At 72.1% G+C, this 26411-nt stretch carries 15 protein-coding genes and 3 pseudogenes; 8 read left to right on the top strand and 10 right to left on the bottom strand.

What is annotated here, in order from left to right; genetic code table 11:
* Positions 1–152 (top strand): annotated as a pseudogene (locus ABZ807_RS24160) (IS5/IS1182 family transposase); the annotation flags it as partial.
* Between the two features lie 683 nt (positions 153–835).
* Here ABZ807_RS24160 and ABZ807_RS24155 read toward each other — a convergent pair.
* The 3 genes and pseudogenes from ABZ807_RS24155 to ABZ807_RS24145 form a co-directional block, all read right to left on the bottom strand.
* Positions 836–1345, bottom strand: a complete 510-nt coding sequence (locus tag ABZ807_RS24155; protein ID WP_357162111.1) for an IS3 family transposase — start codon at positions 1343–1345, stop codon at positions 836–838.
* A 108-nt stretch (positions 1346–1453) separates the two neighbouring features.
* Positions 1454–1636, bottom strand: a complete 183-nt coding sequence (locus ABZ807_RS24150; protein ID WP_357162108.1) for a transposase — start codon at positions 1634–1636, stop codon at positions 1454–1456.
* 52 nt (positions 1637–1688) lie between these two features.
* Positions 1689–1817: pseudogene (locus ABZ807_RS24145) on the bottom strand (IS5/IS1182 family transposase); the annotation flags it as partial.
* Between the two features lie 33 nt (positions 1818–1850).
* Between ABZ807_RS24145 and ABZ807_RS24140 the strand changes: the two are divergent.
* Together ABZ807_RS24140 and ABZ807_RS24135 are read left to right on the top strand one after the other, a co-directional pair.
* A complete protein-coding gene (locus ABZ807_RS24140; protein WP_357162105.1) occupies positions 1851–3227 on the top strand; it encodes a PQQ-binding-like beta-propeller repeat protein in 1377 nt (458 codons plus the stop codon).
* 735 nt (positions 3228–3962) lie between these two features.
* A complete protein-coding gene (locus ABZ807_RS24135; RefSeq protein ID WP_357162103.1) occupies positions 3963–4085 on the top strand; it encodes a hypothetical protein in 123 nt (40 codons plus the stop codon).
* 331 nt (positions 4086–4416) lie between these two features.
* Here ABZ807_RS24135 and araB read toward each other — a convergent pair whose 3' ends face one another.
* The 7 genes and pseudogenes from araB to ABZ807_RS24100 all read right to left on the bottom strand — a co-directional run bounded on the left by araB (position 4417) and on the right by ABZ807_RS24100 (position 12589).
* On the bottom strand, positions 4417–6081 hold the full coding sequence (gene araB / locus ABZ807_RS24130) for a ribulokinase (protein WP_357162101.1): 1665 nt from the start codon (positions 6079–6081) through the stop codon (positions 4417–4419).
* A gap of 84 nt (positions 6082–6165) precedes the next feature.
* On the bottom strand, positions 6166–6426 hold the full coding sequence (locus tag ABZ807_RS24125) for a hypothetical protein (protein WP_357162098.1): 261 nt from the start codon (positions 6424–6426) through the stop codon (positions 6166–6168).
* 61 nt (positions 6427–6487) lie between these two features.
* Positions 6488–7831, bottom strand: coding sequence for a PLP-dependent aminotransferase family protein (locus ABZ807_RS24120; RefSeq protein ID WP_357162126.1), 1344 nt, complete (start codon positions 7829–7831; stop codon positions 6488–6490).
* Complete coding sequence (locus ABZ807_RS24115; RefSeq protein WP_357162095.1) at positions 7828–8985, bottom strand: alpha-hydroxy acid oxidase; 1158 nt, start codon at positions 8983–8985, stop codon at positions 7828–7830. Before ABZ807_RS24115 ends, ABZ807_RS24120 begins: the two co-directional genes overlap by 4 nt.
* A gap of 112 nt (positions 8986–9097) precedes the next feature.
* Positions 9098–10018 (bottom strand): annotated as a pseudogene (locus tag ABZ807_RS24110) (alpha/beta hydrolase); the annotation flags it as partial.
* Positions 10019–10026: 8 nt separating this feature from the next.
* A complete protein-coding gene (locus ABZ807_RS24105) occupies positions 10027–11244 on the bottom strand; it encodes a cytochrome P450 (RefSeq protein WP_357162092.1) in 1218 nt (405 codons plus the stop codon).
* Between the two features lie 61 nt (positions 11245–11305).
* A complete protein-coding gene (locus tag ABZ807_RS24100; protein ID WP_357162123.1) occupies positions 11306–12589 on the bottom strand; it encodes an SGNH/GDSL hydrolase family protein in 1284 nt (427 codons plus the stop codon).
* A 358-nt stretch (positions 12590–12947) separates the two neighbouring features.
* On the opposite strand from ABZ807_RS24100, the gene ABZ807_RS24095 reads away from it, so the two are divergent.
* From ABZ807_RS24095 to ABZ807_RS24075, 5 genes are all read left to right on the top strand, one after another.
* Positions 12948–14507, top strand: a complete 1560-nt coding sequence (locus ABZ807_RS24095; protein WP_357162089.1) for an AMP-binding protein — start codon at positions 12948–12950, stop codon at positions 14505–14507.
* The gene (locus tag ABZ807_RS24090) at positions 14504–15727 is read left to right on the top strand and encodes an MFS transporter (RefSeq protein WP_357162086.1); all 1224 of its coding nucleotides are present in this window, start codon (positions 14504–14506) and stop codon (positions 15725–15727) included. The genes ABZ807_RS24095 and ABZ807_RS24090 overlap by 4 nt, the downstream gene beginning before the upstream one ends.
* A gap of 210 nt (positions 15728–15937) precedes the next feature.
* A complete protein-coding gene (locus ABZ807_RS24085) occupies positions 15938–25234 on the top strand; it encodes a SpvB/TcaC N-terminal domain-containing protein (protein WP_357162083.1) in 9297 nt (3098 codons plus the stop codon).
* 57 nt (positions 25235–25291) lie between these two features.
* Positions 25292–25756 (top strand): hypothetical protein, encoded by a 465-nt coding sequence (locus tag ABZ807_RS24080; protein ID WP_357162080.1) that lies wholly within the window; start codon positions 25292–25294, stop codon positions 25754–25756.
* A 280-nt stretch (positions 25757–26036) separates the two neighbouring features.
* Positions 26037–26381 carry a hypothetical protein gene (locus ABZ807_RS24075; protein WP_357162077.1) on the top strand — a complete coding sequence of 115 codons (345 nt, stop codon included), beginning with the start codon at positions 26037–26039 and terminating at the stop codon, positions 26379–26381.
* Positions 26382–26411: the final 30 nt, after the last annotated feature.

The following is a 26411-nucleotide window of genomic DNA, read 5'->3' as shown; positions in this document are numbered from 1 at the left end:
GCAAGATCCGCCGCTGCACCGACCGCAACGCCAACATCATCGACTTCTACCTGTACCTGGCAGCAGCCATCGTCACAATCCGTCAACTCATCCGCCGTGCCCGCACGCTCTACCGCTGGGACACCCGACCCACCACCCGCAGGCTCAAGTAACACCTATTGCCGGTCGCTCTAAGTTCTGGGCGCTTTGTCCGACGGCGTTCGTCCGCGTCTGCGACCTCGGGCGACTGTCCGCGCTAGTCCACCGGAAGGTGTCCACGTCCGGGTCGGTTGCTGTCGACAGCTACCCACTCGCATCCCGGTCGCTGGCACGGGCGGCCCGCGGGGCTCGCTCTGCCGGCATACTTTGCCTGTGTCGACACCCGCCAGCCCCGACCGGTGCAACGCGGCTACCTCGACCGTTTGGATCTTTCACGGCCTCAACGCTCGATTCGCTTCCGTGTGTTCCTGTCCCAGCCGACGGACTTGCCTCGGCGGCACAGCATCGACTATCCGGCATTTTGAGCGAATACCCCGTAGGCATCAGCTGCTACGACCAGGCCGTGATGGCCGGCCGCTTCCAACCGAGCAAGCCGCACCATGGAACGCCTGAACATCTTGCCGGCTACTCGCCCGCCCTCGGCCATGTGCATCTGACCGATGGCAGACCGGACTAGCCCATCGGAACTGTTTGCTGACCTCTTCGGTGTGAACGCGGGTGCGGGCCACTGCTGGATGTCAACGCGTGGCGTTCTGCGCTGCCCAGCACGGCCTCACTGCTGACTCGTGCTGTTTGCCGCCCCTTGCTGCTGTTGCTTTGCTGCCTCCTGGCTGCTCTACCCCGCTTGGCGCAGCTGCTAGGACGGGTCCGCCGAGGTGCACATGCCCAGAGCGGATCGCACATGCCACGGCCTGCGCGATCGCCTCACCGCCGACTGCGCTGGCGACGTGTACGCCGCGAAGGCCGTACCATTTTCGTCGCCTCGCGACCGCCTCCGCCCGGTGACGGCGACCCGGTCCGGCGCCACGGGCCGTTTGCCCTGCTTGGTGAGGCTGCGTCGGCGTCGCGGGGTGCGTCCGGCCAGGCCAAGGGCGGCCATCCGGGCCGCGACGGTGTTGACCGACACCTGCCACCCGTCGGCGTGCAGATCCTGGGCCACCCGGGGGGAGCCGTACGTGCCGCCGGAGGCGTCGAAGCAGGCTCGGATCACCTCATCAAGGGCGTCCCGGCGGGTCTGCCGCGCGGTGGGCTGCCAGTCACGCCACTTGTAGAACCACGACTCGGACAGCCCCAACGCCCTGCAGGTCACCGCGTGCGGCACGGCGTGCTCGGTCCTCTGGGCGGTGACGAGGCGGGCCACACTCACTTCGTCGCCTCCTTGACCCACAGGACCACAGATCGCTTGAGCACGTCGCGCTCCATCGCCAACTCCGCGTTCTCCTTACGCAGCCTGACCAGCTCAGCGCGTTCATCCTCACCAAGAACCCCGGCGGCAGCCTGGCCCGAGCCCGCCGGTCCTGCGCCACCCAGTTCGCCAGGGTGCCGTCATGATCCCCAGATCCCGGGCCACCTGCGCGATCGGCTTACCCGTCTCCCGCACGATCCGCACGGCGCCCTCGCGGAACTCCCGGTCGAACAGCCTCCTCGTCTCAGCCATGACCATCTATCCCCTTAGGTCCGGCCTCCACGCTATCGGGGGAACCTCACGTTTCGACCCGGGCGCGGACGGTGCGGTGCTGCTTGTTCAGGTCTTCCTTCCAGCCGGGCAGCTCGCTGCCGTCGGCGGGCTTGCTGTTGTACGGGATGATGACCTCCGGTTTGCCGCGGTAGCCGCCGTCGCCAGGAGGCGGCGCCGCAAGGGGGTTGGGGACATGTACAGCACGAGGGGGCCGATGATGTCGGGGAGAACGCTCGCGAAAGCGCTGACGACGACCGTCGTCGCTCTGGCGGTGATCGGGTCTATCACGGCCTGGATCCTGTCGGACAACGGCTATCTGCCGGGCGACGCCATGGTGCGGGCCTGGTCGGCCGCGAAGGACCGACCCACCGACGGCCATGCCAACGGTACGTGGGTCGTCGGTGACGTCGCCGTCCGCAGTCGGTTCGACGCGGTGACCGGGTTTGGCCTTGTCGACGGGCAGAACGGCAAGGAGCTCTGGGAGTACGTGCCGCCCGGCCGCGCCCAGATCTGCGGGAGCGCGCGGCACGCAGACGCGTCGGTCCTGCTCGTCGCGTATGGGGAGGAGGGCGGCGAGACGAGCGAACCCGCCCCGCAGGGAAAGGGCTGTGCGACCGTCCTCGCTCTCGACGTGAAGGATGGGCGGGAGCTGTGGGCCGCCCAGCGGAAGGTCGCGACCGGTCGGTTCGGCCAGGGCTCCCAGTTCCTGGACGCGGGCGGCGACATCGCCGTGGTCGCCCATGACCACCGCGACGCGCGGCTGGCGCGGACCAAAGACGACCACACCTCCCTGCGCGCCCTCGACCTGCGCACCGGCAAGCCCCGCTGGACGGCGGACATGCCCGACGAGTGCGGCACGCACAAGGTCTCCGTCGGCAAGGAGCAAGTCTTCGCCGTCCTGGAATGCGGCGGTGGGGACACCGATGACGTGGGCGTCGGCAGCACCGACGGCGCCGAGCTGATGATGGCCGCGTTCGACCGCGAAACCGGCGCCCTGAACTGGAATGTTCCCATGGACGACCGCCGCCCCCTGAACCTGAGCGCCACGGTAGTCATCGAATCGACCGACCCGCTGGTGCTCGCCGTCGGACGGTCCACGAACCTCGACACGGGCACGCACTTCTCCTTCGGCAAGGACGGACGGCCGCGCCCTGGCATCGAGTTCGACGGCGATTACGGCAAGATCGCCGCGGCCGATGCATCGCAGACGGCGATCGTCGGCGAGCGGATGTACGCGTTGGCGGGGTTCTGGCAGAAGGGACAGCGGCACCGGTTGGTCGCCTTCGACCTGACGACCGGCGAAGAAGTGTGGAAGGTGACCCTGGACGACCCCGCCGCTGCGCTGTCCGCGCGAGGCGACCGGATCACCGTCCTGGGCGAGTGGTCTACCCAGAGCAGCAGCATCAGCTACCTGTTCGAGCACGACGCCGACAACGGCGAGGAACTCGACGAACGCCATTTCCGCGATGACGTGCCCGGCCCCATATCAGTCTTCTACGAGCACGGGGGGCGGATCATCGTCGCAGGGTGGGGCGGCGGCCATACCTTCACCGCCTTCGAGCGGTGGTGAGCGGCTAACAAACAGACACCGATCGCGTCCCCCGCGCCATCCCGTCTTCCATCGACCCGCCCTGATGGGGAGCGGGCCGCCGCCCGGCCCGCCACGTCAAGCGGACCTTGACGGCTCGTCCGGGCGCCGGCGGGCCGGGCGGCGGTCTGCTCGGCTTGCCTGGGTCGATGGCAGGTGCACGGTCTGACACGGCCAGTCGACGTGACCCGAAGGGCAGTCACCTCGATCCACCACCACCAGGTGGCTGCCCTCCACCCGACCAACTCACGGTACGCACGGCTGCCCCGGCCTGCAGCCCAGGCCCTCGGCAGAACGCAGAAACGCACACTCATGCTTGAAGCAAGTGCGCCTGGTCGTCTACTGCAGTGCCATGTTGGTGACCATCGTGACGAGCCGCCAACTGCGCGCTGTCGGCCCAGCGATCGGTCCGAACGCGAGGACGCTGCCTTCCTGGGTTTTTTCGTGGCGGATTCGCGCTCGGCCTCGGCCGGCAATACGGCGTCAGCCGCGACGGTCGCCGGTGACGACCGGCGCGGTAGTGCAGCCCGCACGCACCCTCTTCTACCGCAAGTCGCGTTGAAGCGCGGCCGGGCCTTGCCTGGTCATCCGACCGCCGCACCTGCCAAGCCCGCTACTCCGGTCGGAAGGGCTCGTGGCCGTCCAACCTCCGCGCGGCACCTTCGTCAGCCGACCGAGACGGTGACCCTACTCAAGGGAGACACCGCCTCAGCCCGGATGCCCACCCCTGTCGAGCGCAAGGAACTGGACATCGGCGAAGGCGTCCCCGTGCTGGTGGTCTTCCGCGCCGACGGCTCCCGCGAGCTGTACCCCGCCGACCGCATCCGGGTCGGTCGCTGACCTACGCTCCTCGTCGTTTGCCTGGGCGCTGTACGAAAGTACACCGGAGCCGGGGGTTAAATCGGGTGTCTCCTTGCCAGTGCGCATAGATGGTGACCAGGTGAGCCGGCCTCTGGACGGGAGCGAGTACGTCGCGAGCGTGGAACGCATGTTCCCGGAGAAGCTGGCGGAAACCGTTCTCGACTCTCCCGACAGCATGCGTCCGTGAGCTGAGGGAGGCCTGTCCAGCCCGTTCAAGCAGCGGCCTGTTCGCCCGACCGGAACGTGTCAAGGGATTGAGGCCAGTGGGTTCCCCCTCGATGGGAAGCGGGGCGGGCGAGGTCGAGCGGGGTCAGCCGCGCAGGGCCCGGTTGCGCCGGGCGCGGAGGCGGTGCAGGACGTCGGTGCCGCCCCGGCCGAAGTGGTCGTGCAGGGCCCGGTACTCGGCGTACAGCTCGTCGTAGGCGGCGGCGCGCGCCGGGTCCGGGTGGAACGTCTCGCGGTGCGGGGCGCCCATCGCCTCCGACGCGGTCGGCACGTCCGGGTACGCCGCGCCGGCCACCGCCGCGTGGATGGCCGCGCCGAGCGCCGCCGGGTGCGCCGCGTCCGGCACGTGCAGCGGCCGGCCGAGCACGTCGGCGTAGATCCGCAGGAGCAGCCGGTTGGTGGTGAGGCCGCCCGCGGCGGTCAGCTCGCGCACCGGCACCCCGACGGCGGTGAACGCCTCGACCACGATGCGCGCGCCGAACGCGGTCGCCTCCAGCAGCGCCCGCCAGATCTCCTCCGGCCGGGTGGCCAGGGTCAGCCCGACCAGCACGCCGCTCAGCTCGTGGTCCATCAACACCGAACGGTTGCCGCTGTGCCAGTCCAGCGCGAGCAGCCCGTGCCCGCCGACCGGCTGGTCGGCGGCGAGCGAGTCCAGCAGCTCGTACGGGGTGATCCCGCGCCGCCGCGCGTCGTCGGCGTACCGGCCGGGCAGTGCCTGCTCGACGTACCAGGCGAAGATGTCGCCGACGCCGCTCTGCCCGGCCTCGTACGCCCAGCTGCCGGCGCTGACCCCGCCGTCGACCACCCCGCAGACGCCGGGCACCTCGTGGCAGGCGTCCGCGTTCATGATCAGGCAGGTGGAGGTGCCGAGCACGGCGAGCATTCGCCCCAGCGCGACGCAGCGGGCCGCCGCCGCGGTGACGTGCGCGTCGATCGCGCCCACCGCCACCGGTGTCCCGGCCGGCAGGCCGGTCCAGCCGGCCGCCTCGGCGGTGAGCCCGCCGGCCCGGCCGCCGAGCGGGGCGAGCGGCCCGTCGACCTTGGCCAGCAGTCCGGGCAGGGCCGGGTGCAGCGCGGCGAGGAACTCCGGTGACGGGTCGCGGCCGTCCTGGCGCAGCCCCTTGAAGCCGGCGGCGGAGATGTTGCGGGTCTCCCGGCCGCAGAGCCGCCAGACGATCCAGTCCGCCGCCTCGATCCAGCGCTGCGCGGTGTCGAAGACCTCCGGGTCGGCCTCCAGCAACTCCAGCGCCTTGGCCAGCTGCCACTCCGCGGAGACCCGGCCGCCGTAGCGGGCCAGCCAGGGCTCGCCGCGGTCCCCGGCGACGGCGTTGATCCGGTCGGCCTGGGGCTGGGCGGCGTGGTGTTTCCACAGCTTGGGCCAGGCGTGCGGCCGGTCCCGCAGCGCGGGCAGCGCGCAGAGCGGGGTGCCGTCGGCGAGCGTCGGCAGCACGGTGCAGGAGGTGGCGTCCACGCCGACGCCGACCACGTCGCGCGGGTCGACCCCGGCGGCGGCCAGCGCGGCGGGCACCGCGACCCGCAGCACGTCCAGGTGGTCGGCCGGGTCCTGCAGGGCCCAGTCCGGGGGCAGCGACGGGCCATCCGGCAGCCGGTCGGTGAGCACCCCGTGCCGGTACGCGTGCACCGCGCTGCCGAGCTCGGCGCCGTCGTCGACGGCGACCACCACCGCCCGGCCGGACAGCGTGCCGAAGTCCACGCCGACGGCGTACCGGCGCCGGTTCCGCTGCACCACCGCTCCCCCTCCCGCCGCCCCGGCGGGGACGGCCGGGGCGGGGATCACGCTAACAACAACGGGGGATGAACGGCCGGTGGCAGGTCAGGGAAGCGGGCGCTTGAGGTGGTAGCGGTGCACCTCGGTGCTGCCCTGGACGTTGTTCACGTCCTCCGCGGCGGAGACCAGCTCCCAGCCCTGCCGACCGGCCCGGTTGAGGTGGGCGATCGCGGTGTCGCCGTACGCCGTGATGTCGGTGCGCGACCCGTCCGGGGCGTACCAGACGAACGAGACGTGGAAATTGCGGCCCTGTCCCTGGTAGCGGCGGACCAGCAGGGCGTACTCCCAGGCGACCATGGCGTCCATTATGGCCGTCCGATCAGGAGCAACGCAGCACGGGGGGTGGCGGATCGCCGACGGTACGGCGTCACCCGGTGGGCAGCGGCGCGCGGTCGAGCTCGTCGGCGACCAGCGCGGCGAGCCGGTCCAGGCCGAGGTCGATCTGGTCCGGGGTGATCGCGCTGACCGACAGGCGCAGCGCGTTGACGGGTGCGCCGTCGTCGTAGAAATGCGCCATCGGGGTCCACAGCACGCCGTACCGCCGGGCCGAGCGGCGCAGCAGCGCGTCGTCGACCGGGAACGGCACGGTGAGCACCAGGAAGAACCCGCCGGCCGGCGCGTTCCAGCTCACCGGCGAGGGGGCCGGGAACCGCCGGGCCAGGCCGGCGAGCAGGTGGCGCAGGTTGCGGCCGTACGCGGCGCGCTGGCGGACGGTGGCGGTGACCAGCGAGCAGTCGTGTTCCAGCAGCGCGCCGCCGATGATCGCCTGGGCCAGCGGCGAGGTGTTCACGGTGACCATGCTCTTGATCTTGGCAAGCTGGTCGGCGAAAAGCCCGACAGCGCCGTCCGGGCCGGCGACCCGCTGGTCGGCGACGACGTAGCCGACCCGCGCGCCGGGCAGCACCGTCTTGGCGAACGAGCCGAGGTAGACCACCCGGCGCCGGGTGTCCAGCGCCTTGAGGGTCGGCAGCCGGCCCTGGTCGCCGGCCGGGAAGAGGCCGTACGGGTTGTCCTCGATCACCAGCAGCTCCTCCTCGGCGGCCAGGTCGAGCAGCCGCCGCCGGTCGTCGAGGGTGATCCTGGCCCCGGAGGGGTTGGCGAAGTCCGGCATCACGTAGCAGGCCCGGGGCCGCAGTCCCTCGGCGCGGGCCCGGCGCACCTGGTCGAGCAGGTCGGCCAGGTCGACGCCGGCCGGCCCGCCGGCCACCGGGCGGACCGGCAGGTCCAGCAGGCGGGCCGCGCCGGTCAACCCGACGTACGTCGGGGCCACCGCGAGCAGCAGGTCGCGCGGCCCGGCACGCAGCGCGCGCAGCACCAGGAACATCGCCTCCTGGCAGCCGGCGGTCACCACGACGGACTCTGGGTCGACGTGGACGCCCTCGTCGACGGCGAGGTTGCGGGCGACGAGGTGGTGGACGACGCCCTTGGTGCGGCCGTACTGGAACAGCGTGCGCCGGACCTGCTCGGGGTCCTGGCCCAGGTCCTCGGCGAGGTGCCGGCGGAACCGCGCCAGCCACCGGGGCGGCGCGTCGTCGTCGAAGAACTCCTCGTAGGGCCGCCCGGCAGCGAGCGAGACCGCCTCGGGCCAGTGCTGGGCGACCTCGTTGAGGAAGTTCATCGAGTTCAGGGCCGGGTCGTCGACCGCCGGGTGCAGCTCGGCCAGGTCCACGTCCACCGGTTCGTCCACGTCCACCGGTTCGTCCACGTTCAGCCTCCCGTCGTGGTGCGCAGCTGCCGGGCCTGCCCGGGGTCGGCGCAGCCGCTGAGGGTGAGCGCGTCGCGCAGCTCGGCGGCGAGCAGCGCCAGCGCCGCCTCCGCGCCGGCCCGGCCACCCGCCGCCAGGGCCCAGAGCATCGGCCGGCCCACCAGCACGCCGGTGGCGCCGAGGGCGAGCGCCCGCAGCACGTCGGTGCCGCTGCGCACGCCGCTGTCGAGCAGCACCTCGGCCCGGCCGTCGACCGCCGCGACCACCTCGGGGAGCACGGTGGCGCTGGCGGGCGCGCTGTCGAGCTGCCGGCCGCCGTGGTTGGAGACCACCACGGCGTCCGCGCCCGCCTGCGCCGCGCGCACCGCGTCACGCGGGTCGAGGATCCCCTTGACCAGCAGGGGCAGCGGGGTACGCTGCCGCAGCCAGTCGAGGTCCGCCCAGCTCAGCGCGGGCGCGAAGACCGCGCCGGTGTGCGCGGCGATCGCCGACACCCCGGGCGTGCCGGTGTGCGCCAGGTCGTCCCGGCCGCCGGGCAGGTTGGCGGCGACGACGTGCGGGGGCAGCGCGAAGGCGTTGCGGACGTCGCGCAGCCGCCGGCCGAGCACCGGCACGTCGACGGTCACCATCAGCGCGGTGCAGCCCGCGGTGTGCGCCCGGTCCAGCAGATCGGCGATCAGCCCCCGGTCGCGCAGCCAGTAGAGCTGGAACCAGACCGGCCCGCCCGAGCCCGCGGTGACCTCCTCCACCGCCGTGCTGCTCAACGTGCTGAGCACGTACGGCACGCCGGCCGCCGCAGCCGCCGCGGCCAGCGCCGGCTCGCCGTCGGGGTGCAGCAGCCGCTGGTACGCCATCGGCGCCACCGCCACCGGCATCGCCTGGTCCCGGCCCAGCAGGGCGGCCCCGGTGCGCGCGCTGTCCACACCGGTGAGCACCCGGGGCAGCACCGCCACCCGGTCCAGGGCGGCCCGGTTGGCGGCGAGGGTGGTCTCGGCGCCGCTGCCCCCGGCGACGAAGTCCCACACCTCGGGCGGCAGGACCGCCCGGGCCAGGTCGGCGAAGTCGGCCAGGCCGGCCGGCGGGGTCGGCGGGGGCGGCTGCTGACCGGCCCCCGCGAGCGGATCGGTCAGCGGCACGTCGGGCAGCGCCGGGTCAGCCATCGGCGGCCCTGCCCGACGCCGGCACGGCATCGGCTGCCGGCGACCCAGCGTGGCCCGCCGCCGGGTTGACGCCACCGACCGCCGGGGTGCCGGGCGACCGCGCCCCCGCCACGAAGCGTTCGCGCAGGAAGGCCGCGGCCTCGCCCTGTGCCCGCCGGCCGGCGTCGAACACCCCGGGCATCGCGAAGAAGCCGTGGATCATGCCGGCGTAGCGGGTCGACGCCACCGGCACGCCCGCCTCGCGCAGCCGCTCGGCGTACCGCTCCCCCTCCTCGCGCAGCGGGTCGTATTCGGCGGTGATGACCAGGGCCGGCGGGAGGCCGGACAGGTCCTCGGCAAGCAGCGGCGAGGCGAGCGGGTCCACCCTGTCTGCCGGGTCGGCCAGGTAGTGCCCCCGGTACCAGTCGACGGAGTGCCGGTTGAACAGCAGCGGGTCCTCGTCGCCGGCCGGGGCGCGGTCGGCCCGGTGGTCGGTGTTCGGGTAGACCAGCAGCTGCCCGGCGAGCCGGGGGCCTGCCGAGCGGGCCAGCAGGGTCACCGCCGCGGCCAGGTTGCCGCCGGCGCTGTCGCCGCCGACGGCGAGACGCTCCGGGTCCACCCCGAACTCCTCGCCGTGCGCGGCGATCCACGTGGCGGCGGCGTGGCAGTCGTACACGGCGGCCGGGAAGGGGTGTTCCGGGGCGAGCCGGTAGCCGACCGTGATCACCTGGCCTCCGGTGGCGTTGGCGAGCCGCCGGCAGATGCCGTCGGCGGTGTCCACGCTGCCCAGCGTCCAGCCACCGCCGAAGAAGTACAGCAGGGTGGGCAGCGGGCCGTCGCCGGCCGGCCGGTGGATCCGTACCGGAAGGTCGCCGGCGGGACCGGGGATGTGGCTGTCGCGTACCGCGTGGACCGGCTCGACGTCGCCGCCGCCGGCGCGGATCGCGGCGAGGTCGGCGGCGCGGGCCTCGGCGAGGGTCTGGGTGTAGAGCGGCGGGGTGCCGGCCGCCGCCCGCGCGGCCCGGTACGCCACCACCTGGGGGTCGAGGGGCATGCCGTCTCCTATCCGCCGGTCGAGACGAAGAGCTTGTCGATGCCGCGCAGGAAGAGGCTCCCGCTGTAGGTCGGTGTCCGGGTGACCGTCAGCCGCGGGAAGCGGGCGAGGAGCCGGGGCAGGGCGAGCCGGCCCTCCAGCCGGGACACCGCCGAGCCGAGGCAGAAGTGCAGTCCGACGCCGAAGGCGAGCGACGGCGGCCCGTCCCGCCGGGGGTCGAACCGGTCCGGGTCGGGGAAGCGGGCCGGGTCGCGGTTGGCCGCCGCGATGATCAGCAGGACGTTCTCGCCCTGCCGGACCGGCACGCCGCCGAGCACCGTGTCCCGGGGCGCGGCCCGGGCCAGGAAGTGCACGGGGCTCTCCAACCGCAGCACCTCGTCCACGCAGCCGCGGGCGAGCGCGTCGTCACCGGGCAGCGCCGCGGCGACGTCCGGGTGCGCCAGCAACACCGGCAGGCCGTTGCTGAACATGTAGACGGTGGTCACGAAGCTGGCGTTGAACAGCACGATCAGGTTGCTGATCAGCTCGTCCTCGGTCAGCTCCACGTCCCCGGAGTCCAGTGCCTCGACCAGCCCGCTGATCAGGTCCTGACCCGGCTGCCGGCGCCGGTGCGCGATCAGCTCCCGGTAGTAGCCGCGCAGCTCCTCGGCGGCCTGGTTGGCCCGGGCGAGGCGCTCCGGAGTCTTGCCGGCCACATCCATGTACTCGTCGATCCAGTCGACCCGCTGCCGGTACCAGGGCAGGTCAGCCTCCGGCAGCCCGATGAACTCGGCCATCACCAGCGCCGGCACCGGGTACGCGAAGTCGGCGACGAAGTCGACCTCGCTCCCGCCGGCGCCGGCCTCGGCCATCCGGTCGAGCATGGTGTCGACCACCCGGACGATCACCGGTTCCAGCGCGCCGAGCCGGCGCGGGGTGAAGGTCTTCGCGAACACCGCCCGCATCCGGGTGTGCTCGGGCGGGTCGGTGAACATCATCGAGGACAGGAACGTCCGCAGGATCTCCTGGTCCTGCCAGCCGGGCGGGGCACCCTTGTACCACTCCGGATCGCGCAGCACCCGGTCGACCAGGTCGTACCCGCCGGCGACGGCGGAGACGGTGCTGTGCTCAGGGCGGGTCGGGACGGTGCTGATCGGTCCGTGCCCGTGCAGGGCCGCGTACCACGGATAGGGGTTCTGCCGGCCCTGCTCGCTGTAGAGGCCGGTGAGGATCTCGTCGACGTCCACGGTGGCGCTTCCTCCCCAGGATGGACGGTGGGGCGGCGGGTCACCCCGCCGCCCCACCGTGTCAGAGTCCGAGCAGTCGTAGTGGTACGGCGTCCGCCATCGCCTGGTTGCCGGCGTCGTTCGGGTGGATGTGGTCACCCGAGTCGTACGCCGGCAGCAGCCGGCTCGGCTGCCCCGGGTCGCGGAGCACCGCCTCGAAGTCGAGCACCCCGTCGAACTCGTGGGCGCCCGGGCCGCGCAGCCAGCTGTTGACCGCCTGCCGGGTGGCGTCCTTCTCCGGCGTCCACACCCCCGGGTTGCCGTGCCCCTCGTACGGGGTCAGGGTGGCCGCCAGGCTGCGCAGGCCGCGCGCCTTGACCTGCTGGTTGACCTGCCGCAGCGCGGCGATGATCTGCTCGGCGGAGTCGTTGGACATCCAGATGTCGTTGATGCCCAGGTGGGTGACGACGGTCTTCACGCCGGTCTGCGGGAAGACGTCCTCGTTGAGTCGGGCGAGGGCGTTGGGGCCCAGCTCGTGGTAGCCGGGGAAGCCACCGGCGCCTGGCTCCGGGCCCTCGTGGTTGAGCCGGTTGCCGGCGAGGCTGAGGTTGAGCACGCCGGGGGTGCGCACCTCGGGCCGGGCGTCGACCAGCCGGTCGGCGAGCAGGTCGGGCCAACGCTTGTTGGCGTTGACCGTGCTGCCGTTGCCGTCGCCGATCGAGTCACCGAGGATCACGATCGAGCCGGGGGTCTGCCGCCGCTGGACGTCGAGGCCGGAGAGGAACATCCAGCAGCAGTTGGGCCGGATGGTGAAGCCGGCGCCGTCGGTCGCGGTGGTCAGGTCGGTGGCGCCGATGAAGTTGGTGACCTTGGACTGGCCGTGGAAGGTGACCGGCCCGGTGAGCACCGGGAAGTGCAGGGTGACGACGAGGTCCTCCTGCTCCTCGACGGCGAGGTCGAGCGGGTCGCTGAGCAGCTCGGCGCCCTTGTTGATGGTGGCCGAGGTCGCCCCGCCGAAGGTCAGCTCGTGCAGGGTGCCCGCGTCGATGTCGGAACGGTCGTCGGGGGTCGCGGTGTTCGGCCGGGCGACGGTCGCGTGGCCGACCCGGACGGCCTGTTCGCCGTAGAGGTTGGTCAGTCGTACGCGCAGCCGGTCGCCGCCGACGCTGGTGTGCACGATCATCCGGATGCTCTGGTTGTTGAGACCGGTGTTGGTCAGGCCGACGGTGTTGCCGCGGGTGACCGCCGCGGCCCAGCTGCCCGCCCACTCGGCCCGCCCGGCCGGGGCGGTGTCGGTGTCGGACGGGCCGGCGCTGGCCACCACCGCCGGGGTGGCCACGACCAGCAGGGTGGCCGCGGAAGCTATGACGTGCCATCTCTTCGGGGTCGACATGGAACCTCCATCGTTGGCGGCCCGGGGTCGGCGTCCACGATCGGCACCTGCCCGGACGATGGTCCAGAAACCTAACCGCTGACGCTGACGGACGTCAATCAACCCGATCGACATGATCAAATGTCCGGCGGGTGCCGGCGGACGCCGTTCGGCTCTGTCCCCCCAGGACGTGACGGGCCTAGGCTCGACACCGGCGGCGGTGCGGTCGCCAGCTGCGCACCCCGTCGCGTCCCGGGCTCTGACCTGCCCGGATGTCCTTGTCGGCCGGTCGCTGCGGCGCGTCCCACCGGGCCGTCGCGCCGGTCGCCACGCATCGACTGGGGGCTGTGCGATGACCGATCGACCGACCAGCTACGTGCACCAGGCGCTGGAGTTGTTCGCCCGGTTCGGCGACCGCGAGGCGCTGGTCGGCGACGGCCGCCGGCTCAGCTACGCCGAGGTGGCCGACGAGGTGCGCGGGCTGGCCGGAGCGCTCGCCGGGCACGGCGTACGGCCCGGCGCCGCGGTGCTGGTGATGCTCGGCAACGCGGTCGAGGGCCCGCTGCTCCAGCTCGCCCTGCACCTGCTGGGCTGCCGGACGATGTGGATCGCCCCGGTGACCTCGCGCCGGGAGATCGACGAGTTCGTCCGGCTGGCCCGCCCCGACGTCTTCGTGCACGACGCCCGGGCCATCGACGACCTCGGCGCGGAGATCGCCGCCTCGCTGCCCGGGGTGCCGGTGCTGCGCCTCGGCGCGGAGCTCACCCCCGGCGCCCTGGTCGACCTGCCCGACGACGCGCCCGCGCCGGAGTCGCTCCTGCAGACCAGCGGCACCACCGGCACGCCGAAGCTGGTACACCACCGGGAGAGCTTCTACCGGCAGGTCCTCGCCCTGGCCGCCGACTTCCGGGCGGCCGGGTTCCCGCTGCTGCGGCACCTGTCGCACTCGCCGATGTGGCTGGCCAGCGGGCAGATCACCACGCTGTTCAACCTCTTCACCGGCGGCGTGCTCTTCCTGCGCCAGCAGTGGGACCCGGTGGCGTTCATCGGCACCGTGGAGCAGGAGCGGATCAACTCCACCTTCGTCACCCCGCCGATGCTCTACGAGGTGCTCGACCACCCGGCCCTGGACGGCGCGGACTTCTCCGCCATGTTCATGTTCAACGTGGGCGCCGGGCCCGCCGCGCCGGCCCGGCTGCGGCAGGCGATCGCGCGCCTCGGCCCGGTCCTGCGCATCGTGTACGGCCTCAGCGAGGCCGTCGTGATCACCGCCCTGCCCAGCCTGACTGACGATCCGGCCCACCCGGAACGGCTGCGCTCCTGCGGGAAGCCGTACGGGGACGTCACGATCGAGATCCGCGACGCCGACGGGCGGGCGCTGCCGGCGGGTGCGGACGGCGAGGTGTGGGTACGCACCCACCTCAGCTTCGCCGGCTACCACGGCCAGCCGGAGCTGACCGCCGAGACGCTGGTCGACGGTTGGGTCCGCACCCGCGACATCGGCCACCTCGACTCCGACGGCTTCCTCTACCTGGTCGACCGGCTCTCCGACCGGATCCTCACCCGGCAGCGCAGCTGGCCGATCTACTCGCGGCCGATCGAGGATGCCCTCGCCGGCCATCCCGAGGTACGCGCCGCCGCGGTGATCGGCGTGCCCGACCCGGTCGCCGGTGAACTGCCGTACGCGTACGTGGTGCGCGCGCCGGAGGCCACCGTGACCGGCGACGAGCTGATCGCGCTGGTGACCGCCGAGCTGAGCGGGATCTGGGCGCCCGGCGGGGTGGAGTTCCTCGACCTGCTCCCGCTCAACCGCTCCGCCAAGGTGGACAAGATCGCCCTGCGGGCCCGCCACGCCGCCGCGCACCCACCTGCGGAGGAGGTCAGCGGGGCGGGGATCGGCAGCCGGTCGTGAAACCGCGCCGGGAGCTGGCGGTCCTGGTCGCCGCCGACCTGATCTCGAATCTGGGCAGCCGGATCTCGGTGGTGGCGATCCCCTGGCTGGTGCTGGAGACCACCGGCAGCCCGACGAAGATGGGGCTGGTGGCGGCGGCGGAGACGCTGCCGTACATGCTCTCCAGCGCGCTGGCCACGCCCTGGGCCGACCGGTTCGGGGTCCGCCGTACCTCGATCGTGGCGGACGCGGCGAGCGCGGTGGCGATGGCGGTGGTGGCGCTCGCGCCCTGGCTGGGGTTCGGGGCGCTGGTCGCGCTGGTCGCGGTCGCCGGCGGGCTGCGCGGCATCGGCGACCGGGTCAAGCACGTCATGTTCCGCCCGGCCGCGCAGCGCGCCGGGGTGCCGCTGATCCGGCTCACCTCCGCCTACGACGGGATGGTGCGCGGGGTGACGCTGTTCGGGGCGGTGCTCGGCGGCCTGCTGATCGACTGGGTCGGGGTGACCCGGGCGATCTGGATCGACGCGGCGACCTTCGGCGCCTGCGCGCTGCTGATCGGCGTCCTCGTACGCCCGCCGGCGCCGGCGGAGCCGGCCCCCCGGGAGAGCTACCTGCGCGCGCTGCGCGGCGGCTTCGGCTACCTGCGCACCGACCGGGTGCTGCTGACCATGCTGGTGGTGGTCTCCGCACTGAACATGTTCGCCAACGCCAGCGTGGCGGTCTACATCCCGCTCTGGGTGGCCGAGGTGTTCGGCGACCCGGCCGGCTTCGGCCTGGTGCTGGGCGTCTTCTCCGGCGGCGCCCTGCTGGGCAACGTGCTCTTCACCGTCGCCGGGCCGCGGCTGCCGCGGCAGCTGACCTTCGCGGTGGGCGCGGCGGCCAGTGGTACGCCCCGGCTGCTGGCGCTCGCGCTCAGCGACGAACTGGTGGTGGTGCTCACCGTGACGTTCCTGTCCGGGGTGGCGATCGCGGTGGTGAACCCGCTGCTCGGCGCGGCGCTCTACGAGCGGGTGCCGGAGGCGTTGCAGACCCGGGTGATCGGCATCTCCGGCTCGCTGGCCTTCATCGGGCTGCCGGTCGGCGCGCTGCTGGGCGGTTGGTCGGCGGCGGCGTTCGGGTTGGTCCCGGCGCTGTGGGTGATGTCGGTGGCCTGCCTGGTGCTGACCGTGGCGCCGTTGCTTGCCGGCAGGCTGCGCTCCGGCGCCGGGGAACCCGGGCCAGCGGTGCCGGCGCGGGGCTGATCCCCGGGGAACCGGGCGGGTGGCGGGCAGCCGCAGCACCTCACGGAGAGTAACGCTGTATCTACTATCCGACAATTTAAATATTTGCATGGCCGGTGTCGCCCGGCGGCCGGAACTCCCGATACTGCGTGAGCCCTCGTCCCACGTGTGCCGCCGTAAGGGGTCTCGACCATGTGGCATCCTCCCTTCCCCGGGTTCCGCCTCCACGCTTTGACGAGCCGATGGACCAGGCTGCTGGCCGTCCTCGGGGTGCTCGTCCTCGTCTCCTCCGGACTGTCCGCCTCGGTGGCGCGACCCCGGCCGGACCGGACCGGCACCCAGTCGGCGACCATGCCCGGGCCCGCCTGCGGCGAGAACGCCGGCACCGCGGCGATGACCAACGTGGCGGCGACCCTGCCGGACTACCAGCAGGTGGTCGCGCCCGGAATCGCCGCCACCGTCTCGTACGGCGGGGCGAAGCTCGCCATCGGGCCGAAGGCGGTCCGGCTGCCCACCGGGATCGGCGTCAGCGTGCTGCCACCGGGGCTGACCCCGAAGCTGGACAGCGGCATGACCAACGTGACCGGGAAGACGAAGGGCGGCGGGTACCGGTTCACCCCGCACCCGCAGCAGTTCGCCGCCGCGATCCAGGTCACGCTGCCGTACGACCCCGCGTTGCTCACCGACGAGTTCACCGCCCAGGACATCTACACGTACTTCTTCGACGATGTGCAGACCTGCTGGCAGGTCCTGGAGCGGGTGTCGGTGGACGAGGTCAACCACACCGTCACCTCGCTGACCGACCACTTCACCGACATGATCAACGCCACGGTGACCGTGCCGGAGCACCCGGAGGGCGTGCAGTTCAACCCCAACCAGATCAAGGGCATCCAGGCCGCCGACCCCGGCTCCGGGATCAACCTGATCGCCCCGCCGTCGGCGAACAACCAGGGTGAGAACCACCTGGCGTACCCGATCCAGGTGCCGCCCGGCCGGCAGGGCCTGACCCCGCAGCTCGGACTGTCGTACAGCTCCTCCTCCGGCAACGGCTGGACCGGCGTCGGCTGGGACCTCTCCGTGCCCAGCATCTCGGTGGAGACCCGGTGGGGGGTGCCCCGGTACGCCGGCGCGACCGAGACCGAGACGTACCTGCTCAACGGCGAGCAGCTCACCCCCGTGGCACACCGGGGCGCGCCGGTGGCCCGCAGCGCCGAGAAGGTCTTCCACACCCGGGTCGAGGGCAGCTTCGCGCGGATCGTGCGGCACGGCACGAACCCGAAGAACTACACCTGGGAGGTCACCGACAAGAACGGCATCCACTGGCACTACGGCGCGCTGGCCGGAGCACCCGGCCCGGCCGCCGACGCCAGCCTGGCCGACGACGCCGGCAACGTCTTCCTCTGGTCGGTCCGGGAGGTCCGCGACCCGCGCGGCAACTTCATGCGCTACCACTACGCGAAGGTCGACGACACCGGCCTGGCCGGCGGCAGCGTGCCCGGCCGCAACCTCTACGTCGAGAAGATCACCTACACCGGCCAGGGCAGCGCCGAGGGCCGGTACGCGGTCAGCTTCGACCGGGACCGCGAGCGGGGCGAGGCGCTGCGCGCCGACACATCCATCGACGCCCGGGGCGGCTTCAAGCGGGTCACCGCGGACCTGCTCCGCGAGGTGCGGGTCACCCTCGACGACAGCCTGATCCGCCGCTACGAGTTCACCTACAAGCGGGGCGCGTTCGTCAAGACGCTGCTCGACGCGGTCATCCAGTACGACGCCGACGGCCACGAGTTCAACCGGCACCGGTTCAGTTACTACGACGACATCCGGGACTCCTCCGGGCAGTACCAGGCCTTCCGGTCGCTGCCGTGGACCTCGCCGGGCGACGGGCTGAGCAGCGCGGCGTTGAACCTCACCCCGGAGCAGGCCGGCAACGCCAGCGCGCTGAACGCCAACACCAACACCAGCGGCGGCGGCCACCTGTACGTCGGCGTGGGCAGCTCGCCGAGCAAGTCCGGCTCGGTCGGTGTGAAGGTCGGCTTCAGCCACGGCAGCGACAAGGGCCTGCTGGCGCTGGTGGACGTCGACGGCGACTCGCTGCCCGACAAGGTCTTCCGCGACGGCGGGTCGGTGAAGTACCGCAAGAACCTCTCCGGCCCGACCGGCGAGGCGACGTTCGCCGCCCAGGCGCAGCCGCTGAACCTGCCGGGGATCATGGGCGAGTCCAGCAACACCCTCACCCTGGGCGTCGAGGGCTACCTCGGCGCAGCCGCCGCCCAGCTCGACTACGTCAACTCGTTCGCCACCACCGAGCAGTACTTCAGCGACGTCAACGGCGACGGCATCCAGGATCTGGTCAACGGCGCCAGCGTGCTGTTCGGCCGGGTGGGCACCAACGGTGTCCCGGTCTACGGGGTCAGCGGCGACACCCCCGTCCCGGTCGGCCAGGGCGAGGTCGACCCGACCGGCCTGTTCGACGGGTTCACCACGGACCGGGACCGGATGACCGACTCGTTCCCGCTGCTGGACAGCGTCCGCCGGTGGGTGGCGCCGTACGACGGCACGGTCAAGGTCGAGGGTGCGGTGCAGCTCTCCCCCGGCACCGCCGCCACGCGTGCCGAGTCGCGTACCGCCGACGGGATCCGGGCGGCGATCCAGAAGGAGGGCACCGAACTCTGGTCGGCGCGGATCGAGGCGGACGACGACGACGCGCACCCGCCGACCGGCGTGGACGCGGTCAGCGTGTCGCGCGGCGACCGGCTCTACTTCCGGGTCGGCTCGGCCGCCGACGGCGGACTGGACGAGGTCACCTGGGACCCGAAGGTGAGCTACGTCGGCGTGGGCGACCCGCTGGACGTCAACGGCCTGCCGTCGTACCGCTTCCAGGCCTCGCGCGACTTCACCCTGGGCGGCCGGGCCGCCACGGTGAAGGTGCCGCTGACCGGCACCATGCACCTCTCCGGCGACCTGGTGAAGGCCGGCGCCACCTCCGACGACGTGACCGTGCTGATCACCCGCAACGGCACGCCGGTGCTGGAGGAGACGCTGCCCGCGGCCACCACCGGCAGCGTGCCGGTGGACCTGGACGTGGACGTCCAGCAGGGGCAGACGCTGCAGTGGCGGATCCGGGTCGACTCCCCGGTCGACGTGGACCAGCTGACCTGGACCCCGCGCGCCTACTACACCGCCGCGCCGGGCGTCGACCGGCTCACCGACGCCAACGGCAAGCCCTTCATCGACGTGCACCCGCCGTACGCCCTCGACCTGTACCCGGTCGACGAGCTGACCGCGCCGCAGGCGGCGTACCCGGTCACCAGCGGCGGGACGCTGAGCGTCGAGCCGGCGCTGAGCTTCGCCTTCGGCGCCGAGCACCCCACCGCCCGGGTGGCGTTCACCGTCAAGCGCCGCGGCGAGCTGGTCGCCAAACGGGACTTCCAGGTCACCAACGGGGTGCTGACCTCGCCGGGGGCCTTCGACGTCAGCGCCGACACCGGCGACGAGCTGTGGTTCGACTTCAGCACCACCGACCCGAAGCTGCGCGCGTTCCTCACCGGCCAGTCCGTCACCGTGGGCGGGTCGAGCGCGCCGAGCGCCTTCCACAGCGCCGCCGAGGAGGGCGCCTTCCCGCAGCCGTACCGGGGCTGGGGCGCGGTCGGTTACAACGGCAACAAGGACCGGGCCACCCAGCCCATCGCCCAGGACGACCTGGTGGTCGACGAACACTACGGCGACCAGTTGCCGGACAGCGTCGACCCGCAGGCGCAGCAGGACGACTTCGCCGCCGACCCCCGCGTCGACCCGCCGAAGGTCACCCCGTTCACCCCGTCCCCGCAGGACGGGCGCTGGGGCGCCGGCGAGCACTCGTGGATCGCCCCGAGCAGCGTCAGCAGCTCCCGGCTGGGCGTGGACTCGATCAACCTGCCCCGGCCGCAGGACTTCGCCGGGGCGACCGCGGTGCCCCGGCTGTCCCGGTCGCAGCAGGTGTCGCTGACCGGCAGCGTCGGCGGCGGCATCGGGTCGATCGGAGGCAGCCTGGCCACCGGCGACAGCACCGGGCAGGTCGACTTCCTCGACCTCAACGGCGACCAGTTCCCCGACGTCGTCGGGGCCGGCGCGGTGCAGTACACCGACCCGGACGGCGCGCTGGGCGACACCCGGGGCACGCTGCCCGACGGGGCGGTGCGGCGCAGCACCAACGTCTCCGGCAACGCCAGCGCCGGCAGCGCGGCCCGGACCATCTCCACCGGCCGCGGCTACGACAGCCCGCCCGGCACCTCCGCCGCCACCAGCGCCCAGTCCGGCAACGACATGCCGCCGCTGGGCGTGGGCGGCAGCTTCGGCGGCACCCGCTCGGACGGCGCGTTCGACCTGCTCGACGTCAACGGCGACAGCCTGCCCGACCGGGTGTACGACAACGGCAGGGTCGCGCTCAACCTCGGGTACGCGTTCGCCGCCGCCGAGCAGTGGCGCAACCCGGCCGGCCTGAACAAGGGCAGCGGCACCAACGCCGGTCTGAACATCGGCTTCAACACCGACTTCTACGGCTTCGCCGGCGGCGCCTCGTTCAGCCAGGGCCGATCCTCCTCGGCCAGCACCCTCGCCGACATGAACGGCGACGGCCTGCTGGACCAGGTCCTCTCCGGCAACCCGATCCGGGTCGGCTTCAACACCGGCAACGGATTCGAGCCTCCGGTGCCGTTCCACGGCAGCCTCACCGACGTCAACGGCGACCGCAACGCCAAGCTGGGCGGCGGCGTCTACTTCACCTTCGGCATCTGCTTCACCGTGGTCTGCGTCGTGATCAACCCGGGCGCGGACATCGCCACCGGCGCCAGCCGCACCGAGCAGGCATTGCGGGACATCAACGGCGACGGCTACGCCGACCACCTCTCCTCCACCCGCGACAACCAGCTCGTGGTGGCCGAGAACCGGACCGGGCGGACCAACCTGCTCGCCGCCGTGGACCGGCCGCTGGGCGGCCGGATGGACTTCGACTACACCCGCGACGGCAACACGTACGGCCAGCCGCAGTCGCGCTGGGTGCTGTCGAAGGTCTCCGTGGACGACGGCCGGCCCGGCGACGGCCAGGACGTGCAGCTGGTCAGCTACGACTACGACGGCGGCGTCCACGACCGGCGCGAGCGGGAGTTCCGCGGCTACGGCACCGTGGTGGAGAAGCACCGCGACCACGGCAACGGCGATGCCGTGGGCCGCAGCGTCACCCGCACCTACCGCACCGACAGCTTCTACACCAAGGGGCTGTTGCAGAAGGAGCTGACCACCGACGGCACCGGCAAGCCGTACCAGGAGACGGTGCAGACCTACACCGCCCGCAACGTGTCTTCACCGGGCGCGCCGGCCGACCTGGCCAGCACCACGGCGACGCTGTTCCCGCAGCACACCCGCACCGACGTGAAGTACCACGAGGGGGCCGCCAGCCCGGGCAAGACCACCTACATCACCCGCGAGTACGACGAGGTCGGCAACCTCACCCGGCAGTTCGACGCCGCCGACACGGGCGCCGCCGACGACCTCGACGCGAGGATCGTCTACACCTCGCAGGACCCGGACTGCCAGGCCGCGTACCTCGTCGGGATGCCGAACCTGATCGACGTACGCGGCGACGGCACGCTGATGCGGCACCGCGAGTCGACGATCAACTGCGTCACCGGCGACCTCACCCAGGTGCGGGCCGCGCTCGCCGACGGCACCACCGCCACCACCGACCTGGAGTACTTCGGCGACGGCAACCTGAAGTCCGTGACCGGCCCGGCCAACAAGGCCGGCCAGCGGTACCGGTTGGACTACACCTACGACGACGTGGTCCACACGCACGTCGAGTCGATCACCGACAGCTTCGGCTACCGGTCGACGGCCACCCACAACCTCAAGTTCGGCCTGGTGGAGACCACCACCGACTTCAACAACCAGCAGATCCGCAACACCTACGACGCGGTCGGGCGGATCGACTCGGTCTCCGGGCCGTACGAGATCCCGGAGAGCCGGTTCACCATCGACTTCGAGTACCACCCGGAGGCGGCGTACCCGTACGCGGTCACCCGGCATGTGGACCGGCAGGCCGACGGCAGCGTCCGCGACGACACCATCGACACGATCACCTTCGTCGACGGCCTGAACCGCACCACCCAGACCAAGAAGGACGCCGCCGTGCCGGCCACGCCGGACGGCGCGCCCCAGGACGTGATGGTGGTCTCCGGCCGGGTGGCGTACGACTTCCTCGGCCGGGCGGTGCGGAGCTGGTACCCGGTCACCGAGCCCAAGGGCCCCGGCAACGTCACCTTCAATCCGGCGTACGACCCGGTCACCCCGACCGAGGTGCGCTACGACGTGCTGGACCGGACCACCCGCACCACCTTCCCGGACGGCACCGCCACCACCATGGAGTACGGCTTCGGCGCGGACCGGGACGGGGTGACCCAGTTCGAGACGGTGGTCACCGACGCCAACGGCAAGTCCAAGCGCACCTACACCGACGTCCGGCAGATCACCACGGCGGTCAAGGAGTTCAACCCGGCCGGCGGCCAGCCGGTCATCTGGACCAGCTACCGCTACAACCCGATCGGCGAGTTGATCGCGGCGACCGACGACAAGGGCAACGTCACCCGGTCGACGTACGACAACTTCGGCCGGCGGACGTCGCTGACCAGCCCCGACTCGGGCACCGTCTCCTCCACCTTCGACCTGGCCGGCAACCTGGTCGGCAAGGTCACGTCCAAGCTGGCGGCGGTGTCGAAGGCGATCGAGTACGACTACGACCACACCCGGCTCAAGGCGATCCGGTACCCGGTCTTCCCGGCCAACAACGTCAGCTACACCTACGGCCCGCCCGGCGCACCGGAGAACGCGGCCAACCGGATCACCGACGTGGTCGACGGCGCCGGCAAGGTCAACCGCCGGTACGGCCCGCTCGGCGAGCTGGTCAAGGAGACCCGCACCACCCCGGCCCAGGGCAGCCACATCCAGACCTTCACCACCGAGTACCGGTACGACTCGTTCAACCGGATGCTCTCGATGACCTGGCCGGACGGGGAGAAGCTCTCCTACCACTACAACAGCGGCGGCCAGGTCGACTCGGCCCGCGGCGTCAAGGGCGAGTTCAGCTACGACTACCTCAAGCGGCTGGACTACGACAAGTTCGAGCAGCGGATCCTGCTGGACACCGGCAACGGCACCCGTACCCGCTACTCGTACAACACCGAGGACCGGCGGCTGAGCAACATCCAGGCGAACCTGTCCAACGGCTACGTCTTCCACAACCTGGACTACAGCTACGACAACGTCGGCAACATCATGTCCGTCGTCAACGACACGGTGGCCCCGAGCGGCCCCGAGGTCGGCATGCAGGTCGGCGGCCCGAGCACCCAGAGCTACACCTACGACGACCTCTACCAGCTCACCCACGCGGAGGGCAGCTACCAGCCGCGCACCCCGCAGACCGACCGCTACCGGGTCGACCTGAGGTACGACAGCCTGCACAACCTCACCAGCAAGAGCCAGACCCACGAGCTGGTCAGCAACGGCAACACGATCGTCGAGGGCAAGCTCAGCTACAACTACGGGTACGCCTACGGCAGCGCGAAGCCGCACGCGCCGACCACCATCGGCATCTACACCCTGGCGTACGACGAGAACGGCAACCAGATCAGCCGGGAGCAGCAGCCCCGGCCGCGCCGGCAGATGATCTGGGACGAGGAGAACCGCCTCGCCTGCAGCCACGAGAACGTGCAGAGCAAGACCCTGCCGCAGACCCCGGCGTCCTGCGACAACGCCGGCGGCACCCCGAACAGCGCCCGCTACTACTACGACGACCAGGGCAGCCGGGTGGTCAAGGACGGGGCGCAGTTCCACATCTACCCGAACCAGAACTACTCCACCCGCGGCAACCAGGAGTACAAGCACGTCTACATCGGCCAGGACAAGCTGATCACCAAGCTGGTCGAGCCGCAGTTCCGCCGCGAGGACCGGCAGTACTACTCGCACAGCGACCATCTCGGGTCGACCGGGTTCGTCACCGACGACCAGGGCGGCATGACCGAGCACCTGCAGTACTTCCCCGGCGGCGAGACCTGGGTCAGCGAGCACTCGTCGCAGCCGGTGCCGCACCGGTTCACCGGCAAGGAGTACGACCAGGAGACCAACCTCTACTACTTCGGTGCCCGCTACTACGACCCGCGTACCCAGGTCTGGCAGACGCCCGACCCGGTGCTGGCGAACTACCTGGAGGGCAGCCCCAACGGCGGCGTGTACGCGTCGATGAACCTGGCGCTCTACACGTACGCCTACAACAACCCGATACGCCTGGGTGATCCCGACGGGAGGTTCCCCTGGAACAGGGTGCTCGGCGGGGTGAAACTCGTCGGCGGCGTCGCCGAGGCCGCCGCGGGCGTGGCGCTCGGGGCCGCCACGAGCTGGACGGGGGTCGGCGCGGTCGCCGGTGGTGCGGTCGCGGTGCACGGGGTCGACGTCGCCATCAGCGGCGCCCGGCAGTTGTTCAGCGGCGAGGAGACCAGCTCCTTCACCAGTTCGGGCCTCCAGGCGGCCGGGGTCAGCAAGTCGAACGCCGAACTGATCGACGCGGGCATCTCGATCGTCGGCAGCGCCGGCGCGAGCGTGGCCACCTCGGCGATCAAGGGCGCGGCCACCGCGGCGCCCAAGGTCGCGGCCCGCGCGGCGCCCAGCGCCACCGAGAAGGTGGTCGAGACGGCCGCCAAGATCCCCTGTGTCGGCAACAGCTTCGCCGCGGGCACCCGGGTGGTCATGGCCGACGGCAGCACCAAGCCGATCGAGGACGTCCGGACCGGCGACCTGGTCCTCGCCGAGGACCCGGAGACCGGTGAGCGCGGGCCCCGGGAGGTCACCCACCTGATCATCGGCCAGGGCGTGAAACACCTGGTCGACGTCGAGGTCAACGACGAGGTCATCACCGCCACCGACAAGCACCCGTTCTGGGTGGTGGGCGCCGGAGCCTGGGTCGACGCCCGGGACCTGACGGCCGGGGACACCGTCCGGCTGGCCGACGGGCGCACCGCCACGATCAACGCGGTCCGGCATTACACGCAGGTGGACCGGGTGCACAACCTGACCGTCGACGGCATCCACACGTACTACGTGGTGACCGGCGACGGCGGGGCCGGCGACGCCGTCCTGGTGCACAACGCCAACTGCTCCACCAACGCGAAGGTGCTGGCGCAGAACCTGTCGGCGGCGAACGTGGTCCGGCCGGCGGAGACCGCCGCGCACCACATCGTGGCCAGCGGCGCCAAGGCGGCGGCGCCGGCACGGGCGCACCTGGCCAGCCTCGGGGTGGGCATCAACGAGGCGGCGAACGGCGCCTACCTGCCCCGGTTCGTCAGCTCGGCCAACCCGCTCGGCGCGGCCGTGCACTCCACCACCCACAGCCCGGCCTACTACGCCGAGGTCAACCGGTTGATCCTGCAGACGAAGACCGCGGCCGAGGCACGCAACGTGCTGGCGTACATCGGTAGGCAGTTGGCGGCGGGGCCGTGGCCGTAGGCCGACCCACCGACGCCCGGGCCCGCGCCGTCGGGTCCGGGCGGGCAGGATGACGGCATGACCCGACGACTGCCGATCGAAGCCGCCGAGGCCGCGTTCCGCGACCTCGGCGGCTTCGCCGCGCAAGACCCCACCGTCCCGCCGCCGGCCCGGCTGCTGGACGCCGTGCGGCGGTTCGCCGCCGTCGAGTTCGAGGTGTCGACCGACCTGCCCGAGCAGGACGGCCTGCTGTTCCAGTACGCGGCGGTCGGCGCGGACGGCGACGCCGCGTTCGTGCTGAGCGTCGTCCGCCAGTTCGAGGTGGTCGACGCCGACGGCGACCACGAGGATTACGTCCAGCTGCACGCGGAATACCGGTTCGCGCCGGACCCGGAGTGGACCGGGCACCACGAGGACTGGTGGTTCCGGGACGGGCCGGAGCCGTTCGACGCCTGGTTCGCCCGGATCTCAACCCACCCGGTCTGGGGCCGCTTCCCCCGGTCGGCGCCGACCGGCTTCGAGATCTGCCAGGAGCGCGTCTGAGCGGCGTCCCCGGGCGGTCGACGGCCACCCCGGGGACGCGGCGGGACCGTCAGTCCAGGTCGGTGCAGACGTTGTGCGTCGTGCCTGGAGCATCGACACGGGCGCCTGCCTGACCCCCGGCCGCGCACCGTCGCCGTCTGGCAGGCTGGCCGGATGGAGGCAGCCGCGGTCTCCCCGGCGGTACGCCACGGGCCCGTGAACCGTGGACCGGCACTCATACCATCCGTGGGCATGGGTCGTGACCAGGTGGAACCACCATCCAGGAGCTCGGCCGGCAGCGGTGTCGGCTGGCAGGCGGGTCTCACGATCGCCGGGTTCTCCGGCTTCCTCGTTCCTGGAGGAACGCCCCGCCGGCCCGGTCGCGGCGCGGGTCGTCGACCGGCGTTCCGACGAGGCCTGGATCCCGAGCCTGGTGCCGCTCACCGCCGGCGGTGGCGGTCTGGCGTTCCTGGGCATGGCGGGGTGGGTCGTCTGCGGGGCGTTGCGCCCCGGCGACCCGGAGAAGAACCTGTCGAAGTGGGCCCGCCGGCGCCTGGAACGGCAGCGGCGGGTCCCGGCCGGTCCGCCGCAGCTGGGCAACCGGGCCCGCAGCCGACGCCGCAAGCCGCGCCGGTCCTCGACGTGACACGGTCCCCCGGTGCACGCACCGGGGGAC

The sequence above is a fragment of the Micromonospora sp. NPDC047548 genome, assembly GCF_040642975.1.
Taxonomy (GTDB): domain Bacteria; phylum Actinomycetota; class Actinomycetes; order Mycobacteriales; family Micromonosporaceae; genus Micromonospora.
This window is presented reverse-complemented; position numbering and strand designations above follow the sequence as displayed.

Coding starts and splice junctions, on each gene's coding strand:
- ABZ807_RS24150 (WP_357162108.1), bottom strand. CDS start 1,636: ATGGCTGAGACGAGGAGGCTGTTCGACCGGGAGTTCCGCGAGGGCGCC.
- ABZ807_RS24095 (WP_357162089.1), top strand. CDS start 12,948: ATGACCGATCGACCGACCAGCTACGTGCACCAGGCGCTGGAGTTGTTC.
- ABZ807_RS24125 (WP_357162098.1), bottom strand. CDS start 6,426: ATGGACGCCATGGTCGCCTGGGAGTACGCCCTGCTGGTCCGCCGCTAC.
- ABZ807_RS24115 (WP_357162095.1), bottom strand. CDS start 8,985: ATGGCTGACCCGGCGCTGCCCGACGTGCCGCTGACCGATCCGCTCGCG.
- ABZ807_RS24080 (WP_357162080.1), top strand. CDS start 25,292: ATGACCCGACGACTGCCGATCGAAGCCGCCGAGGCCGCGTTCCGCGAC.
- ABZ807_RS24140 (WP_357162105.1), top strand. CDS start 1,851: ATGTACAGCACGAGGGGGCCGATGATGTCGGGGAGAACGCTCGCGAAA.
- ABZ807_RS24135 (WP_357162103.1), top strand. CDS start 3,963: ATGCCCACCCCTGTCGAGCGCAAGGAACTGGACATCGGCGAAGGCGTC.